This window comes from Pantoea sp. YU22 (genome assembly GCF_003970755.1).
GTDB classification, from domain to species: domain Bacteria; phylum Pseudomonadota; class Gammaproteobacteria; order Enterobacterales; family Enterobacteriaceae; genus Pantoea; species Pantoea piersonii.
Window position 1 is genome coordinate 160,568 of record NZ_RYDU01000008.1, and the last position, 16,466, is coordinate 177,033.

General features: G+C 55.8%; 12 protein-coding genes. 1 reads left to right on the forward strand and 11 read right to left on the reverse strand.

Annotation, left to right across the window (positions count from 1 at the left end):
• Positions 1-41 precede the first annotated feature (41 nt).
• From EKL29_RS13555 to wbaP, 11 genes are all read right to left on the reverse strand, one after another.
• Positions 42-2,252, reverse strand: coding sequence for a phage tailspike protein (locus tag EKL29_RS13555; protein ID WP_126689961.1), 2,211 nt, complete (start codon positions 2,250-2,252; stop codon positions 42-44).
• A 90-nt stretch (positions 2,253-2,342) separates the two neighbouring features.
• Positions 2,343-3,377, reverse strand: a complete 1,035-nt coding sequence (locus EKL29_RS13560; RefSeq protein WP_120453300.1) for a glycosyltransferase — start codon at positions 3,375-3,377, stop codon at positions 2,343-2,345.
• Positions 3,378-3,417: 40 nt separating this feature from the next.
• On the reverse strand, positions 3,418-4,170 hold the full coding sequence (locus EKL29_RS13565) for a glycosyltransferase family 2 protein (protein WP_120454182.1): 753 nt from the start codon (positions 4,168-4,170) through the stop codon (positions 3,418-3,420).
• Between the two features lie 65 nt (positions 4,171-4,235).
• On the reverse strand, positions 4,236-5,153 hold the full coding sequence (locus tag EKL29_RS13570) for a glycosyltransferase family 2 protein (protein WP_120453298.1): 918 nt from the start codon (positions 5,151-5,153) through the stop codon (positions 4,236-4,238).
• Positions 5,154-5,236: 83 nt separating this feature from the next.
• Positions 5,237-6,439, reverse strand: coding sequence for an acyltransferase (locus EKL29_RS13575; protein WP_126689962.1), 1,203 nt, complete (start codon positions 6,437-6,439; stop codon positions 5,237-5,239).
• 33 nt (positions 6,440-6,472) lie between these two features.
• Entirely contained in the window at positions 6,473-7,198 is a 726-nt protein-coding gene (locus tag EKL29_RS13580; protein WP_120453294.1) for an SGNH/GDSL hydrolase family protein, read from the reverse strand.
• 13 nt (positions 7,199-7,211) lie between these two features.
• Positions 7,212-8,348 carry an EpsG family protein gene (locus EKL29_RS13585; protein WP_120453292.1) on the reverse strand — a complete coding sequence of 379 codons (1,137 nt, stop codon included), beginning with the start codon at positions 8,346-8,348 and terminating at the stop codon, positions 7,212-7,214.
• A gap of 239 nt (positions 8,349-8,587) precedes the next feature.
• Positions 8,588-10,765: a tyrosine-protein kinase Wzc gene (wzc, locus tag EKL29_RS13590; RefSeq protein WP_120453290.1), complete on the reverse strand. Its 2,178-nt coding sequence runs from the start codon at positions 10,763-10,765 to the stop codon at positions 8,588-8,590.
• Positions 10,766-10,777: 12 nt separating this feature from the next.
• A complete protein-coding gene (locus tag EKL29_RS13595) occupies positions 10,778-11,212 on the reverse strand; it encodes a protein tyrosine phosphatase (RefSeq protein ID WP_126689963.1) in 435 nt (144 codons plus the stop codon).
• 8 nt (positions 11,213-11,220) lie between these two features.
• Positions 11,221-12,360, reverse strand: coding sequence for a polysaccharide export protein (locus EKL29_RS13600; protein WP_120453286.1), 1,140 nt, complete (start codon positions 12,358-12,360; stop codon positions 11,221-11,223).
• 298 nt (positions 12,361-12,658) lie between these two features.
• Positions 12,659-14,092 carry an undecaprenyl-phosphate galactose phosphotransferase WbaP gene (gene wbaP / locus EKL29_RS13605; protein WP_120453284.1) on the reverse strand — a complete coding sequence of 478 codons (1,434 nt, stop codon included), beginning with the start codon at positions 14,090-14,092 and terminating at the stop codon, positions 12,659-12,661.
• Between the two features lie 798 nt (positions 14,093-14,890).
• Between wbaP and EKL29_RS13610 the strand changes: the two genes are divergently transcribed.
• On the forward strand, positions 14,891-16,465 hold the full coding sequence (locus tag EKL29_RS13610) for a TerC family protein (RefSeq protein WP_126689964.1): 1,575 nt from the start codon (positions 14,891-14,893) through the stop codon (positions 16,463-16,465).
• Position 16,466: the final 1 nt, after the last annotated feature.

Here is a 16,466-nt window from a genome sequence, read left to right on the forward strand (position 1 = left end):
AGGATGCTGCTCGCGCCCTTCCCTGGGCGCGGTATATCGAACTAGCCTTTCAAGGCGAAATAGGGCACGGCGCACTGTTCGCCGTTAATCACCATAGAGATAAACCCTTTCGGCTTGCTGGTATCGACCTGCCCGGCGTTAAGCGCGCGCGACGCCAGCAGCAGGTCGCCCTGCTCGTTGCCGCCGATGCCCGCCTTGCCGTTATGCAGGCTGAAGCGCTGCGGCGCCGCCACGTTGCCGGACGGCGGCGCGCCTTTTTCCATGATGGCGCTGACGCGCGCGCAGCGGCCGGTGGCGAAACGGTCCTTGCTGGTGGTTTTCATCAGCACCACCGCCGACGGCGTCCAGCCTGCCAGCTTAACGAAGAGGCGCACGTCGTTGTCGTTGGCGGCGACGTAGCGCACCTCGACCACCGGGCTGCTGCCTTCAGCAGACCAGCTCGCTTCCGCCTTGCTCTTCTTGCGCTGGACATGGATCACCGCGCGACCGCCGGTCGAGCGATCGGCGATCGGGTTCATCAGCGGCTGGCTGGTGCTGCCGTTGCTGAACTCCGACTGGCCGAAGATTTCGATCTCCCAGGCGTCGCCAACCGACGGCGAATAGAGCGTGCCCAGCTCAAACCACGTCTGCTGATCGCTGTTGTTCTCCAGCCGCCAGCGCGAAGTGATGTAGTTGTACTTCAGGCTGCCGTCGATGGCGACGCCGTAAGATTCAACGCGCGTCGATCCCATCTCCCAGACGTTAAGCCAGCGCTCGCCCTGCTCGGAGTTATCGATCCAGCTGCCGGACTGCAGATTAGTCTGGCGCATATTGAGGCGCGAGTTGTGCGCGATCAGCGGGTTTTTGCAGTCTTCCAGACTCAGCGCATCGATGATCCACTGTCCGTTAGAGATGTCGCCCGGATGGTCGCAGTGCTCGATCCAGCCGTTGTGAATGAGCGACTGGCTGCAGCGCGGCAGGTTCAGCACCATGCCGCCGCGGCAGTTCTGCGCGTTAAAGTTAGAGAGCTCGATAGCGGTGCTGTGATCCCAGGCGCCCGCTTTCCGGCCTGACCAGCCCGCTTTAATGACGTCGCCGGTGCAGCGCGAGGCGTACCACTGGTCGATTTTACAGTCCAGCGTATCGAGCAGGCTGAGCGCGGTGCCGCCGACCGCGTTAAAACGCAGGCAGGCGCCGCGGAAGAACTGTCCGCCTTCGCAGGTGTTGCGGAACAAGCCCTGCTTGTTGGGATGCTTGTCGCTGTTGCCGTTAAAGATCAGGTTGGAGAGTTCTACCCAGCGCGCATTAACGTCAAAAATAAAGTCTGACTGGCCGTCGGAGACAATGGTCGTGGCTGGGAAGTAGCCGAAATTGACCATTGCGCCGGAGAGGCGGAAGAAGCGGCGGCCTTCGCTGCCTAAATCGCAGGCGGAGACAAAGAAGGTGCCCGCAGGAAACTGCACGCAGATGGGCTGCTGCGCCTGTTCGGACCACTGATACATCGCCTTGATGGCGGGCGCGGCGTCGGTTTTGCCATCGGCGATGGCGCCGAAGTCAAACAGCGAAAGCCGGTTAAAGTCGTCCACGACGCGTCGCCAGGAAAAGCCTTCACCGGCAAAGTTGACGCCGCCGTCGTCGCGGCCCGTCTGGAAACTGCCGATAAACTCGCCGCCGCCTACTTCCAGTCCTTCATGCCAGCTTTTCAGCTTGATCTTCGCCCCTTCAAACAGCGGGCGGGTTTTGCGCAGCTCCTCAACCGAGGCAATTTCGCCAATCAGCTGATAGCCGTCCGGCTGCGCCAGGCGCTGGCTGAACGCGGCCTGGCCCGGTCGGCTGACGTCGGGAATGTTAAACAGCGTATTACCGTCTTTATCCTTCACCGTCATTGAGTGCGTCGGATCGGCGATCAGCGCGGCGTTACCCTGAACGAAACGCGCGAAACTGCCTTTATTGAGTGCGATGGGCTGGGTGATTTGCGCCAGCTTGCCGCTGTCGTCGCGCAGAAAGACCGGGATCTGATTACCGGCCTGACTGGCGTCGCTGCCCGCTTTGCCGATCCAGAGCTGTCCTTCGAAGCTCTGCCAGAACTGCGGCGGCATGGCATAAAGGTTCTCCGGCGTCAGAATCGGCACGTCGCCCTTCGGCACTGCCGACGGGTCTACCGTTTTCAGGGCGACGCCGCTGTTTTTCGCAGCATGGCTGGAAAACGCACTGACGGAGAGTGCGGCAACAATGGAGGAGGCTGCGGTCTGCAAGACTTCTCTTCTTTTCATGCATCTAATCCCGTAGTCGATGGGGCCGCGCAATGGGCCATAACAGTGTTCCCTGAGGCACGTTGCAATCAGGCCCTTCCCTTGCCGCCGTTAAACCAGCGCCAGCCAGCTCTGCTTGATCTGCTTACCGTCAAATTTCAGCGCGGTAATTTTTGTTTTTTGACTCATGGCGTAGAAAAGCGCGTCGTCGCTGGCGAGCTGATCCATACGCGCCAGGAAGGTCGCTTTGTCGTTCATCGGCACCAGGAAACCATCTTCGCCCTGGTTGATAATCTCCTGCGGACCGGTCGGGCAGTCATAGGCCACTACCGGCAGCGACCAGGATTTAGCTTCCAGCAATACCAGCGGCAGCCCTTCGTAGCGCGAGGTCATCAGCGCCATATCGCTGTCGCGGTAGTAGTCGTTGATATTGCTGACGCGGCCGACGAAGTTAACGCTGCCGCTGATGCCGAGCGCCGCCGCCTGATCTTCCAGCTGCTGGCGCAGCTCGCCGTCGCCGGCGATGACCAGCGTCCAGTCCGGATGGGTTTGCGCGAAGTCGCGCCAGATATCCAGCAGCAGATCGAACCCTTTCTGGTGATCGAGGCGGCCGACCGCCAGCGCCTGACGGCTGCGCGTCTTGCGTTCAAAAGATTTAAAGACCACCGGGTTAGGGATTTGCTTGCTTGGAATGCGCCAGCGGGAAAAGACCTGATGGTCTTTATCGGTCAGGACGATGACCTGATCGTAGTAGCGCAGCAGCAGGTACTTGAGGAGTTTGATCGGCTTGCTGAAGGAGTTAATGGCAATATGTTCGCAGGCATAGGCTTTAAAGCGTTTCTTCTTGCCGGAGAGCAGGCTCCAGAAAGCGAACATCACGCTCAGACGCCCCATGCTGATGAGAAATACGCTGTCGACCTCTTCGCTGTGAATACGCTTCACAATGCTTTTGATCGGGTTGCTGTGTCCCTCGAAGCTGACGATATTTTTGACATGCTCAAAGGGATAGAAGGTTTTACCGCTGCCTTCCAGCGAGTAGATGGTGACGTCATGCGTTTCGCCCAGACACTCGGACATAAAGTTACAGATGTTCTCAGTGCCGGCGTACGAATAGGCATCTTTGATCACCAGGACGATTTTTTTCATTTAACGCTACCCACCTCAAAAGAGTAAAAAGACAATCCGGTTATCGATGCTTGAGGGTAAACAGCACGCCGTTCACCATATACCAGCCGTAATAGTAATAGATTTTTAAAGGATTGTTTTTATAGATAATTCTTAATAATTCCAGGTGCCACTTAGCCGCTTTGTTCTTGTTGCGCGACAGGGAATCGCCCAGTTCGTAATAGTTGACGAGAATGCTCTGGATCACGCGCGCCTGTTTGTAACGGGTGAAGAGTTCATAAAGAAACAAGAAGTCTTCGTGCCCTTTGCGCTGGAAGAAAATACCCTGCGGCGGACGGCGGAAGCAGACGGAGGAGAAGCAGACGCGATACTGCTTCTTCACAAAGCTCTCCTGTTGCAGAAAGGGTTTGCTGTAGGTGATGTCGTGATCGGCGTTTTTAGTTTTATAGTGATATTCGGTGATCACGAAATCATCGCCCGCAGCGATAGCGGCGGCCTGCTGCGCCAGTTTGTCGACGTGCCATTCATCGTCGCTGTCGAGGAAGGCGATAATCTCCTCTTTCGCCGCGCGCAGCCCGACGTTGCGGGTCTCCGCCGCGCCGAGGTTCACCTCGTTGTCGAGAATGGTAATGCGCGGATCGTTACAGTGCTCGCGCACCAGCGCCAGCGAATCATCGGTAGATTTGTCGTTGATCAAGTAAAGATGCCAGTCCGGCCAGGTCTGGTTCATCACCGACTGCACGGCGCGTAAAACCGTCTGACGTGCGTTATACATCGGCATCACAATGCCTACGGTGCCAACATGATTCGTCATATTCATACCTGAATAAAAAAGTATCGTTCCGGGAAAACGCTCCCGCGTCGGGGAGCAAGAAGGCGTCAGGAAACCGCTTTTTCACCGCCCAGCCGCGCCCTTAACTTGTCTTTCACGCGGTTAAGGAAATAGGCCCGGTTGTCTTTATTGGTGAGAAAGAAGTAGCGCGCGAAGGTCAGGCTCGCCATCAGCGACTTGCCGTCCATTTTGTAACGCAGCGGCAGCTTGAAAGCCTTGTAGGTATCGATATCGCGCGAGGTCAGGTGCGGTTTCATGGCATCCAGCCAGAAAAGCGAATATTTCACCGATTCGCCTTTATGCTTGGATCCAAATTTCGTGACCAGATGGTAGGTGGCGAGCGGACGCGCAATCATAACAAATTCATAACCGAGACGATCGGCACGAATGCAGAAGTCATAATCCTGATGGCGGATATAGCGCGTATCGAACTGGATGCGCGCGGCGTCTTCGCGCTTCAGCACGATGGTGCTGGTCTGGATAAAGCCGTAACAGCCGAACAGATACTCCGCCACGGTTTCGTTTTTACCCGGCGTCTGCATCGGCATGACCTTCAGGAAAGTGCCGTCCTGATAGATGTTAACCTGGCTGTAGATAACGAATTTGCTTTTGCCCTGCGCTTCCAGCTCCTCGATTTTGCGGCTGGTCTCCAGCAGCTTGTCGGCGTGCCATTCATCGTCGGCGTCGAGAAAGCTGATATAGTCGCCCGTCGCCAGCTCGATCCCCTTGTTGCGCGCGCCTGCGCCGTTCAGTTTCACCTCAGAGAGCACCAGATTGATGCCCAAATCCTGATAGCGCTCGCTGTTGACTACCTCCGCCAGCGCCGCCGCATCGGCGGATTTGTCGTCAACGATAATCACTTCGAAATTGCGGTAGCTCTGCGCCTTGACGCAATCCAGCGTCGCGACAATCGACTGCGACGCGTTATACGCGGGTATTACAATGGAGAAACGAATGTCCTTCATGCCAGTACCTCTTAAAAACAGGGCTGAAATCTATAAAAAACGGACCGCGTACCGCGCGGCGGCGGCGGACGCAGTCCCGTCAATCAGTAAGGGTTACCGGAGCGATTCTGCTTTGTTGGCGACACTTCGGCCGCCACCTTCTTCTTGTTGTTGCTGCCGATAAAGGGCTTTTCGACAAAGAGATAGGTTATCTTCGCCACGTAGAATGAGACGACGAAGAACAGCGTGGAGATCAGGGTGTAAACCACGATATTGTGCGGCACCATGCTGAGCGGAATATCTTTAATGAAGTAGAGCACCACGCCGTGGATCAGGTAGAGGCTGTAGCTCACCTCGCCGATCGACATCAGGGTTTTGTTCTCCAGCATGCCCAGCAGGTTGTTGCCGCTGCTCACCACAAAGAAGATCGCCGTCAGGCAGCAGAGGAACACCAGATACCAGAACGCGTTGCTGGTGAAGGCGAGCGCGAAAACCGCCAGCAGGATGCAGAGCACGCCTGCGCTGCGCGAGTTTTTAAAGCGCGCCAGCCGATCGCGCCAGGTGTAAGCGAAGTAGCCCATGGCGAAGCCCAGCACCGGACGCGGGTCGGTGTAGGTTTTGCCCCACAGACGCAGCCCCACGGCGACACAGAAAATAAGGCCGATTGAGCCAAGTATCAGCAGGGTTTTGTATTTGCCCTTTGTCGCGCGATTCACCACGAAAATCAGCGGAATCGACAGATAGAGCAGCCACTCCAGACGCAGCGTCCACTCCACGCCGGCGTTAACGTCAGCCGTCAGAAAATCGCCCATATGATAACTGCCGACGAACAGCAGCCAGAGCACGGCGTCAGTAATGCTGCGGGCATTAATATGCAACCCGCCCTGCATCAGGCCCACCAGAATGATCACCAGCCCGGAGAACCAGAACATCGGCACAATACGGCGCACGCGCGATTTCAGAAGCTTCCAGGTAAGCTGGCTCGCCGGCATGCCGTCGTTATCCAGCCAGCGATAGAACAGGAACGCCGAAATCATAAAGAACAGCAGCACGCCGAACTTGCCAGAGTTGACGAAAAAGTTGCCTTCGGAGAACCAGGCAAAGTAGTCCTTATCGAAGACCCAGGTGCCGTCGAGAGAATAGAGATAGTGCACCAGATGGGAAAAGGCGACGATGCTGGCCAGCAGCGCGCGCAGCCCGGAGATGCTTTTAATGCCGCTGCCGTTATAAATGCCTTTATGGTACGAGGTCGCGCGCAGAATAAGCAGCGCCAGACAGAACGACACCACCATGATTAATACATACATGACAACTCCTGAAGCCACAGATACGGGTTGGGTTTAGCTGCCGGACTGCGACAGTTCCTTACCGAAGTTGGCACTGATCACATCAAAGGTCTGCTGCGCTTTTTGCTGATAGAGCGATTCGGAAGGATGAATGCAATCCGCCGACATGCCGCTCTGCCAGTCGCGCCGCGCTTTAATCGCCGTCCACTGCTTCACAATGGGCACGCCTTCCGCTTTCGCCACCTCATTGAGCTGATAAACGTAGGGCCAGACGTTCCAGCGCTCGACTTTGCCGCAAATCGGGTTCGGCTCCTGCAGCACCACCAGCTTGTTGTGCGCTTTCGCCTCCCTGACCAGCGTCGTCATGATGCGGCCGTACTCTTCCGGGCTTTCCAGATGCGTGTTTTTGTCTTTAAAGTAGAAGTGACGCGCATCGTTGATGGCGTAGTTGAGCAGGATCAGCTTCGCATCGGAGTGAGCCATACGCTCGCTCCAGCCGCTGGGATCGTCTTTGCCCTTGTTATAGAGCAGCTCCGCCGCCTGGGCGCCAGGCACGCCGTGGTTTTTCACTTCGATGGCGCTGCCATATTTGCTTTGCAGCATTTTTTGCAGATTAGCCATCTCGTTGCCCGGCGTGATGATATTTTTACCGCCCGAAGACATCACGCCTGCGGTGGTGGAGTCGCCGTAGGCGTCGATAATGAATGCGCCTCGATCGTCGGCGGCCTGCGCGAGGCAGGAGGCGGACAGGATCACAGCGGCAATAATTGATTTAGTCATGTTACCTCTCTGGTTAATGGAACAGCCTGAATTCCTTAGCCACTTCATAGCCGACAACGGCTTGCTTAAGGGAAATCGTGTTGTAGTAGAGGTAGTAGACAAGGAAGAAAGCGAACATCGCGAACATCGCCGGCTTGAGCATCGGTCGCACCTGATACACCAGCGAGGCTAAAATAATCGGTTCGACCTGCAACAGGTAGTTGGAGAGGCGCGCACCCGACGAATAGTTATAGAAGAAGATACGGACCCCGCCGCCGATGGCAAAGGTCAGCACCAGCAGATAGTTAAGGCGATACTGCTGGTAGTTATACTTTTTAATCTCGTTGCTCAGCAGGAAGTAGACGAAGATAAACACCAGCATAATGTTCTTCAGGTTCGACACCGAGAAGATACTGCCCTCGCCCGTATTGGAGGTTTCATTGCTGTAGCCTTCAGCCCTCTCCCCCATCGAACCCAGATGGGATGAAATCAGCGCGATAAAGCTGGTGCCGCCGACCTTAGAGGCGGGGATGCTCAGCAGGATAATCGCCACCGGCCACCAGCGCGAGTCGCGGATAAACAGGAACGGCACGATAGTGACGACCATTACCGCCGTGTTATGGCTGAAAAACGACAGCAGCGTAAAGGCCAGTGCCAGCAGATAGCGCTTCTGGTAGATATACCAGATGACGCCGAGAAACAGCGCCGAGCTCAGACCGAAGCGGATCTGGTTCATATCTTTGTTGATAAAGATATGCGCCGAGTAGAGCGCCAGCGCCAGCACCGGATAGGGCGACATCTTCTTAAAGAAGACCGCGTTTATCGTCACCGCCAGCAGGCAGAAGATAAACAGGAAAATATCGGCGTTGTGCGAAAACAGCGTCGTCAGATACGCCAGAACGAAAATCAGCGGTTCATAGCGGAAAAACGCCACCGTATTGGCAAAGCCGTTGACCTGAATACGGTTGATAAAATCGGCGAAAAAGCTGCGGTACTGATAATCATCCATGCCGGTGCCAAGACCGCGGATACCGCCGAACACCACCAGCGTCGCTGCGGCGATGCAGAGCAGATAAGTCAGGACGTGCGTAGTGCGTTCGTCTTTTTTCAGCAGGATTTCCACGATCGAAATCAGCAGTAGAAACCCTGATATATACCAATATGGAGCCATGGTGTGATTCCTTAATTCCACACGTTGCCAGCCCGACAGGCTTTTGCGCCACTGGCGCGAAGCTGCGCCCGAAAGCGTCTGCCTGTTGCTGAACCATTCTGTTATGGGCGCCCGCCCGGTTATGCGTGTTATGCGTGGCGTCTGGCGCGAAACACAGAATCACCTGTGTACATCGTTGCGTGTCGTCTTTAAGCGACGATAAAAAGGGGCGGTTTCACCGCCCCGTTAATCGTCAAAGTTTAGCTTTTGGTCGGCTTGCCATATTCGTAGTCGTAATAGTCGTAGCCATAACCGTACGAGTTGGCGGCCTTACGCACCACGGCGTTGAGGATCACGCCTTTAATCTCGATGCCGTTCTGCGCGAAGCGCTTGAAGCTGACGTCGATCTCTTTCGTGGTGTTGGTTTCGAAGCGCGCCACCATCAGCGAGGTGCCAGCCAGTTTGCCGATAATCGAAGCATCGGTTACGGCCAGAATCGGCGGCGTATCGATCAGCACCAGGTCGTAGTTCTTGCTCGCCCAGTCCAGCAGCTCACCCATGCGGCGGTGCATCAGCAGCTCCGACGGGTTCGGCGGCACCTGGCCGCGCGGCAGGAAGTCAAAGCCATAAGGGCCACGCTGAATCAGCGCCGGGCTGAACTCGGTTTTACCCGACAGCAGGTTAGAGAGACCAGACTTGTTCTCCGCGCCGATCAGCTCGTGGGTATAGCCACGACGCATATCGCCATCGATGAACAGCACGCGCTGACCCGCTTTCGCTACCAGCGTCGCCAGGTTGGCACAGATAAAGGTTTTACCAATGCCGGGGCTCGCGCCGGTGATCATCAGGATATTGTTCTTCGCTTCCATCATCGCGAAGTGCAGGCTGGTACGCAGGCTACGGATCGCTTCGATAGAGAGGTCAGTCGGGTTGCCCAATGCCAGCAGCGTTTCGTGCGGATCGGTTTTCACTTTATGACCGCGACGCGCCAGCGCTTCGGTATCCTTTTTACGCTGCCACTCGGACAGCGGCACGCTGGCATAGACGTTCATGCCCAGCTCTTCCAGCTGTTCCGGGTTCTCGATGCCGTGATGCAGCAGCGCTTTCAGCAGTACCAGACCCACGGAGACGATCAGGCCCAGCATCAGGCTGGCAACGATAATCAACGCTTTCTTCGGCGCGACCGGTGAGTTGGCCGTTTCCGCGTTATCGATGATGCGCACGTCGCCGACGGTGCTGGCTTTACTGATGCCCAGCTCCTGCTGACGGTTCAGCAGCTGCATGTAGATCTCCTGACCCGACTGCACGTCGCGCGTCAGACGCAGGATCTCTTGCTGCGTTTGCGGCATCTGGGAGATTTTCTTGTTCAGCTGCGCCTGCTCGCCTTCCAGCGTTTTGCGTTTTTCCAGCAGCGCGCGGTAGGTCGGGTGATCTTTGGTGAACAGCTGCGATACTTCCGCTTCACGGAAGGTCAGCTCGTTCAGCTGGCTCTGCACGCTAACGGAGGAGTCGAGCGCCGATTTCGCTTCCAGCGACATATCCACCGATTCGTTCTGACGGCGGAACGCGTTCAGCTTGTTCTCAGCGTCGTCCAGCTTGGCGCGCACCTGCGGCAGCTGATTGCGCAGAAATTCGAGGCTCTTCTCAGCCTGCTCAGATTTGCGCTCAACGTTTTGCAGCAGATAGTTGTTGACGATCTGGTTCAGCACCTTGCTGATGTGGTCAGGATCTTCACCCAGGTATTCCAGACCCAGCACGCCGGTGTCTTTGCCTTTGTCAGCCACGGTGAGGTTCGCCAGCACCGAGTTGATCGCCTGCAGCTCGTTCAGTTTGGTGACGGTAAAGCTGGTGCCTTTGTCCGCCTGAATGTCGCTGACCAGCATGGTGATTTCGCCGTGTTGCTCAAGGCGTCCTACCTGACCTTTAAACAGCTCGTCGCCATCTTTGCTCACGGTATAGGTGGTCGGGCTGTTCACTTCCAGCTCGACGCTGCGCTTGTCGACGGTGCGCGGGATTTCCAGACGCGAGATAGCGATCTGCGCCGGTTTGTTGCCCATCAGGCGCGACAGCCCTTTCCCGATAATCGGGAAATATTTCTGCTCGACGACGGTGTCCAGACCGAGATCGCTCACGGTCTTGCCGATCACCATACGCGATTCCAGGATCTGAATCTCCGTATCGGACTCCGGCGTCGCCGGCATGATACTTTGCAGATCGGAGAGCACGGTGCTGGCGTTTTTCTGCTCCACCTGTACCATCGCGTCGGCGCTGTAAATCGGTGTGGCAAACAGTGTGTAGAGCGTTCCCACCAGCATAAAGAAGGCGGTTACGGCGACAATGATCCAGCGATGATCGATCAACTGGCCCAAAAGGTGGCCAAGATCGAATCCCGTCGACTCCTCTCTTGGCGCGGTCATAACCTTATTTTTAATATTCATGGATAATCCCAACTATCGGCTTAGTACGTTGACCCATTTCTGGGTAGCGTTTTCCAGTAACCCGTAAACCTCTTCAAAGGCCTCACGACTCTTTCTGTACGGATCCGCGATTTCCTGTTGGTTGAGCCAGTGCCCAAGCAGCATGGTTTTTCCGCGCGCGGCTGGATCGATGCGACTGACCTGTTCGATGTGGCGTTTCTCCATCACCAGAATCAGATCGAAATCGCGGCACATACTGGCGGTTAACTGCTGCGCATGATGCCCCTCCAGCGAGAGGCCATGACGTGCAGCCACCTCGCTGGCGGTTTGATCCGCCGGATAGCCCTTCAGGGCGCCCAGACCCGCCGAAGCGACTCGTTTTTCCGGCAACGCGCGCTTCAGTAAGCGCTCCCCGGTTGGGGAGCGGCAGATGTTGCCGACGCAGACCACTAACACGGACGTAATCATGGCTAAACCTAGTTCGACCAGTTGCGGAAACGCAGCGCCGCTTCGCTCGCATCGTTGATGCCGGCAATGGTCGGCAGCAGCTGCGAAATCACGCGGTTCCAGCGCGTCAGCGGCGTGGAGGTGACATATACGATGTCGTAAGGCTCAAGTTGGAATTCGGTACCCATTACCATGGCCGCCGCATCTTTGGTGTTCAGCTGATAGATGTTGGCGATCTTGGTGCGGTTGGTACCGCGAATCGGACGGATAACGAAGACGCCGGTAGCGTCTGCGGCCGTCTGATCCATGCCCTGCGCGTTGCCCAGCGCTTCCGCCAGCGTCATGCCGCTGCGGTCCATCTTCAGCGTCGACTGCTGGCGTACCTCGCCCATCACGAAGACTTTGAGGTCGTCGTTGCGCGGCACATAGAGGATATCGCCAGGATAGAGCAGATGGTTCTGGCTCAGGTCGCCGTTCTGCATCAGCGCCTGCAGAGAGACGCGCTGCTCAGTACCGTTGTGCGTCAGCACCACGTTGCGCCAGTCAGCGTCCGCCGCCAGACCGCCCGCGGCGTTGATGGCGTCCAGCACCGTCAGCGGCACGTTGGTGATCGGCTGCTGACCGGAGGTGGTCACGGCGCCGGTCACGTAAGTTTTCTGCGACTTAAAGGAGGCGATGCTGACATCGACCTGTGGGCTCTCGATATACTGCGCGAGGCGGCGCGCGATCTCGCTGCGCACTTCGGTAACCGTACGGCCGACTACGCGAACCTTGCCGATATAGGGATAGAAGATGGTGCCGTCGGAGTGCACCCAGTTGCCGGTATCGCTGGCGCTGCGGTACTGACCGGCAGGCGTCGTCAGCTCGGGGTGATCCCATACGGTCACGTTAATCACGTCGCCGATGCCGATGCGGTATTCATAGTTCTGGATTTCGTTCTGCAGCCCTGGGTTGGCCTGCGCCACCAGCGGCTTAGGACGCATCTGTTCGACCAGGCGCGGCGTTAACGGGAAAACGTTGACATATTTGTCGATGTCATAGTTGCTGTCCTGCTGCTCAACGACATCTTTTCCGCTAGTGGAAAGGTGCTGGCCAGGAACAACCGTACACCCTGAGAGAAATGTGGCGGATACCAGCATGGGTATCAATTTCGTTTTGATTGTAATCATCTAGATCTTCGCTATCAGTTATTGATTGATAGAGGCGAAAACGCCGCTGTGTAAGCGCTGAAAAAAAATAAACTCGCCAGCCTAAGCACTGAAAATGTCTGTCATTATCACTTGCTCCCTAACTCTTTTTGTTGCTGCCGTTTAACAGGATGGAATAAGCAAATGCGTATTATTACCTTCTGCATCAATTAACGGCTTCCTTCAGCCACGATAATGGCAGCTATCACCAATGACGTTGCCAGCGGCGGCGCCAGAAATCAGGGAGCGCCCGTACTTCGCTCCCCGCACTCGCCTGCTATCAATACGCCCCATCGCGCTTCAGTACGACACCGACCGTTTTGAACAAAATGGCGATATCGTTCCACAGCGACCAGTTTTTTACGTACCACGAATCGAAATAGACACGCGTTTCGTAATCAACGTCGTTACGACCGCTGACCTGCCACAATCCCGTCATGCCTGGCTTCGCCATCAGGTAGTAGTCGACATCCCCGGCATAACGGCAAAGTTCATCTTCAATTACCGGGCGCGGACCGACGAGACTCATGTCGCCGCGCACGACGTTCCACAGCTGCGGCAGCTCATCCAGACTGGTTTTACGGATGAAGTGACCGACTTTGGTGATGCGTGGATCGTTTTTCAGTTTGAAATCTTTGTCCCACTCGGCGCGCGCTACCGGATCGGTGCGAAGCACCTCTTCCAGCACCTCTTTGGAGTTAATCACCATTGAGCGGAACTTCAGGCATTTGAACTTGCGGCCGTTCATGCCGACGCGTTCGTGACCGTAAATCGGCGGTCCGCCGTCGCGTCCAACCAGGAAGCCAAGCACCAGCAGCGCAGGCAGCAGCATGATAATGATCGACAGCGCGCCGACGATATCGAATGCCCGCTTCAGGAAGCGCGAGGTGCGTTTCGCCAGGTTGTTGTTGACGCGCAGGATCATCACTTCATGGCTGAAGATGTAGGCCATGTCGGTGCCGTAAAGCGGCACGCCGCGCAGCGTCGGGATAACGGAGACCGAGCGGCAGTTATGCATCGCCAGGTTTTTTAGCCACACGTCGCGGTACTGACTCTGTTCATACTCTACCGCCACGATAAACTGCGTTTCGCTGTGGGTCAGGTTCCACAGTTCGGCCTCTTCGCGCAGCACCGGCACGCCGGTGATGCTCGCCTGCGGGCAGGAGCCGTCTACATCGTAGAAGGCGATAACGTCGAAGCCCATCACCTCTTCGCTCTGTAACGCCTGCCAGGCTTCCTGCGCGTTTTTACTGCTGCCGATAATAATGGTCTGCTTTTTCCACAGGCCATAATGATTCAGCATGTGTTTAACCACAGCGCGTGACAGCGGAATTAACACCAGCGCCAGCAGCCAGGTCAGGAACCAGACGAAACGCGACATTTGCCACTGCGACAGCGCGGTAATCGACAGGTCGATAATGGAAAAAATAAGAATGGTACGAAAAACTTCTTTCAGCTCGAACCAGAATGGCTTGCGGTAGGTAAAGTGACGCAGCCTGACCCAGAACCATCCGACGCAAATTACCGACAGGAAAATATGCGTAGCAATTTTCAAATGCAGATCTTTTTCAGAAATATCTGCCAGTGGCGAATCAGACATCATATTAATTAACGCCAGCGCTATGAATAAAGCGGCGTTAAAACAAATTAAATCCGAACCGGCCAACAACAATTTAGTGAAAAGACTTTTAAACGTAATTTCAGTATCGCGCATATTTAACTCTTTATTTTATTTCCTTTAACCCATGACGCCCTGAGCTGTGTAATAATTGAGCGAATCAGTTTCTCGTCGACATATGCGTAACTGAGGGGAGTTCCAGGGTGCGTTCACGCCAATTTCCTTATCAAGCAAACAAGAAAATTTTTATAAATACCAACAGATTACTCTGACTTAACCTGCCGTGACGCACTGATTATTTTCTAAACGTAAAAGGCGCTTCAGGCACGCTACCGCCCTTGGCTGTCGCTGCCAATACCGCTTTTGATATCCTGTTTCCGGCCTGTCATTCCCGGACCGGCTGCCTGATGCATACCCACGGGACAGATCACAATTCACAACATTGGGTGCCAAATCTGTGGGCGAATATCAACATAAGCGCAGACTTTTAACAGCACGTTGCTATACTAGTTATTACTGGCTTCTTTACAAGTAGGCCCCGCCGTCCCCTGACTATTTTAGGAAAAAGACTACCAGTCATTAGTATTGAGGCCCGCCATTCGGCAAATTTGAAAGTGCAATACCCTGCGCAAAAATCAGATTAATTCCATATTCACCCTGCTAATAAATTGCCTCGCTGCTGCGATGCATTTCAAATCGATTCATCAGTTATTCACCGCATCGCAATCTTCTCCTTTACATCATGCTGTCATAATGGTGAAAGAAAACGCGCAGCATCTTTCCATTATTATCCCGCGTTGCGCAGAACGTCAGGCGCGGCGACAAGTTGTGCCCTGCCCTTCACTCCACTATCCTCAGATTTTACTGACTTCGATATATTCAGGCGGCTAAGGCATGTTGGAGGTGTTTGCGGATCCCTCGCTGTGGGCGGGGTTAATTACGCTTATCGTTCTTGAACTGGTGTTGGGGATCGATAACCTGGTGTTTATCGCTATTCTGGTGGAAAAGCTGCCAGGTAAAGATCGCGATCGGGCGCGCGTTATCGGTTTACTGCTGGCGTTGCTGTGTCGTCTGCTGCTGCTGGCGTCGCTCTCCTGGCTGGTCACGCTGACGCAGCCGCTGTTTACCCTGTACAGCCACCCCTTCAGCGCGCGCGATTTGCTGCTGCTGCTCGGCGGTCTGTTCCTGTTATTTAAGGCGACAACCGAGCTTAATACGCGGCTGGAGGGGCAGGATCACGCGGAGAATCAACATAATCGCGGCGCTAAATTCTGGCCAGTCGTGGCGCAAATCGTGGTGCTGGACGCTATTTTTTCGCTGGACGCGGTCATTACCGCCGTGGGCATGGTGAACCAGCTGCCGGTTATGATGACGGCGGTTACCATCGCCATTCTGCTGATGCTGCTGGCCAGCAAGCCGCTGACGCGCTTCGTCAACCGCCATCCCACCATCGTCATCCTCTGCCTGAGCTTTCTGCTGATGATCGGCTTTAGTCTGGTGGCGGAGGGACTCGGTTTTGTCATTCCTAAAGGCTATCTCTATGCGGCGATCGGTTTCTCAATTGTGATTGAGGCGTTCAACCAGCTGGCGCAGCGTAACCGCCGCCGCGCGCTGTCGGCCGGGCGCCCGCTGCGCCAGCGTACCGCGGAAACCGTGCTCCGGCTGCTGCGCGGCGAAGCGGACCACGCCGAACTGGATCCGCAGAGCGCGTTACTGATTGCCGACAGCGATCAACACGCGCTGTTCAACCGTCAGGAACGCGTGATGATCGCCCGCGTACTCAACTTCGCCCAGCGTCACGTCAACACCATTATGACGTCGCGTCACGATATTGAGCATATTAACCTGGATGACGATCCGGCGGAGATTATGGCGCGCCTCGACCGCAACCAGCATACCCGTCTGCTGATCACCGATCAGGGCAATGAATTGCTGGGCGTGGTGCACGCTATCGATCTGCTGCACCAGTCGCTGCATCACCAGTCGCTGGATTTACGCGCGCTGATCCGTCAGCCGCTGATCTTTCCGGAGCGTTTAACGTTGCTGCAGGCGCTGGAGCAGTTTCGTCAGGCGCGCACCCATTTTGCTTTTGTCGTGGATGAGTTCGGCTCGGTGGAAGGGGTGGTCACGCTCAGCGATCTGATGGAAACCATCGCCGGCAATTTACCGCTTGAAGGCGAAGAGATCGACGCCCGCTATGATGTGCAACCGCAGGGCGAAGGGCGCTGGATCGTTAACGGCAATATTCCGCTGGAAGACCTGGCGCTCTACGTCAGGCTGCCGCTGGATGAGCGGCGGAGCTACCATACGCTGGCGGGCCTGCTGATGGACACGTTGCAGCATATTCCTGAAGAAGGCGAACCCCTGCAGGTCGGCAGCTATCTGCTGCGCACGTTGCAGGTGGAAAACCATCGCGTACAGAAAGTCGAGATCCTGCAACAGCCGCAGGATCTCGATTATGAGGTGTGAA

Bases quoted from the DNA above. Each gene is read 5' to 3' on its own strand.
- EKL29_RS13595 (WP_126689963.1), bottom strand. From the start codon at position 11,212: ATGATTACGTCCGTGTTAGTGGTCTGCGTCGGCAACATCTGCCGCTCC.
- EKL29_RS13585 (WP_120453292.1), bottom strand. From the start codon at position 8,348: ATGGCTCCATATTGGTATATATCAGGGTTTCTACTGCTGATTTCGATC.
- EKL29_RS13560 (WP_120453300.1), bottom strand. From the start codon at position 3,377: ATGAAAAAAATCGTCCTGGTGATCAAAGATGCCTATTCGTACGCCGGC.
- wzc (WP_120453290.1), bottom strand. From the start codon at position 10,765: ATGAATATTAAAAATAAGGTTATGACCGCGCCAAGAGAGGAGTCGACG.
- wbaP (WP_120453284.1), bottom strand. From the start codon at position 14,092: ATGCGCGATACTGAAATTACGTTTAAAAGTCTTTTCACTAAATTGTTG.
- EKL29_RS13575 (WP_126689962.1), bottom strand. From the start codon at position 6,439: ATGTATGTATTAATCATGGTGGTGTCGTTCTGTCTGGCGCTGCTTATT.
- EKL29_RS13610 (WP_126689964.1), top strand. From the start codon at position 14,891: ATGTTGGAGGTGTTTGCGGATCCCTCGCTGTGGGCGGGGTTAATTACG.
- EKL29_RS13555 (WP_126689961.1), bottom strand. From the start codon at position 2,252: ATGAAAAGAAGAGAAGTCTTGCAGACCGCAGCCTCCTCCATTGTTGCC.
- EKL29_RS13580 (WP_120453294.1), bottom strand. From the start codon at position 7,198: ATGACTAAATCAATTATTGCCGCTGTGATCCTGTCCGCCTCCTGCCTC.
- EKL29_RS13570 (WP_120453298.1), bottom strand. From the start codon at position 5,153: ATGAAGGACATTCGTTTCTCCATTGTAATACCCGCGTATAACGCGTCG.
- EKL29_RS13600 (WP_120453286.1), bottom strand. From the start codon at position 12,360: ATGATTACAATCAAAACGAAATTGATACCCATGCTGGTATCCGCCACA.
- EKL29_RS13565 (WP_120454182.1), bottom strand. From the start codon at position 4,170: ATGACGAATCATGTTGGCACCGTAGGCATTGTGATGCCGATGTATAAC.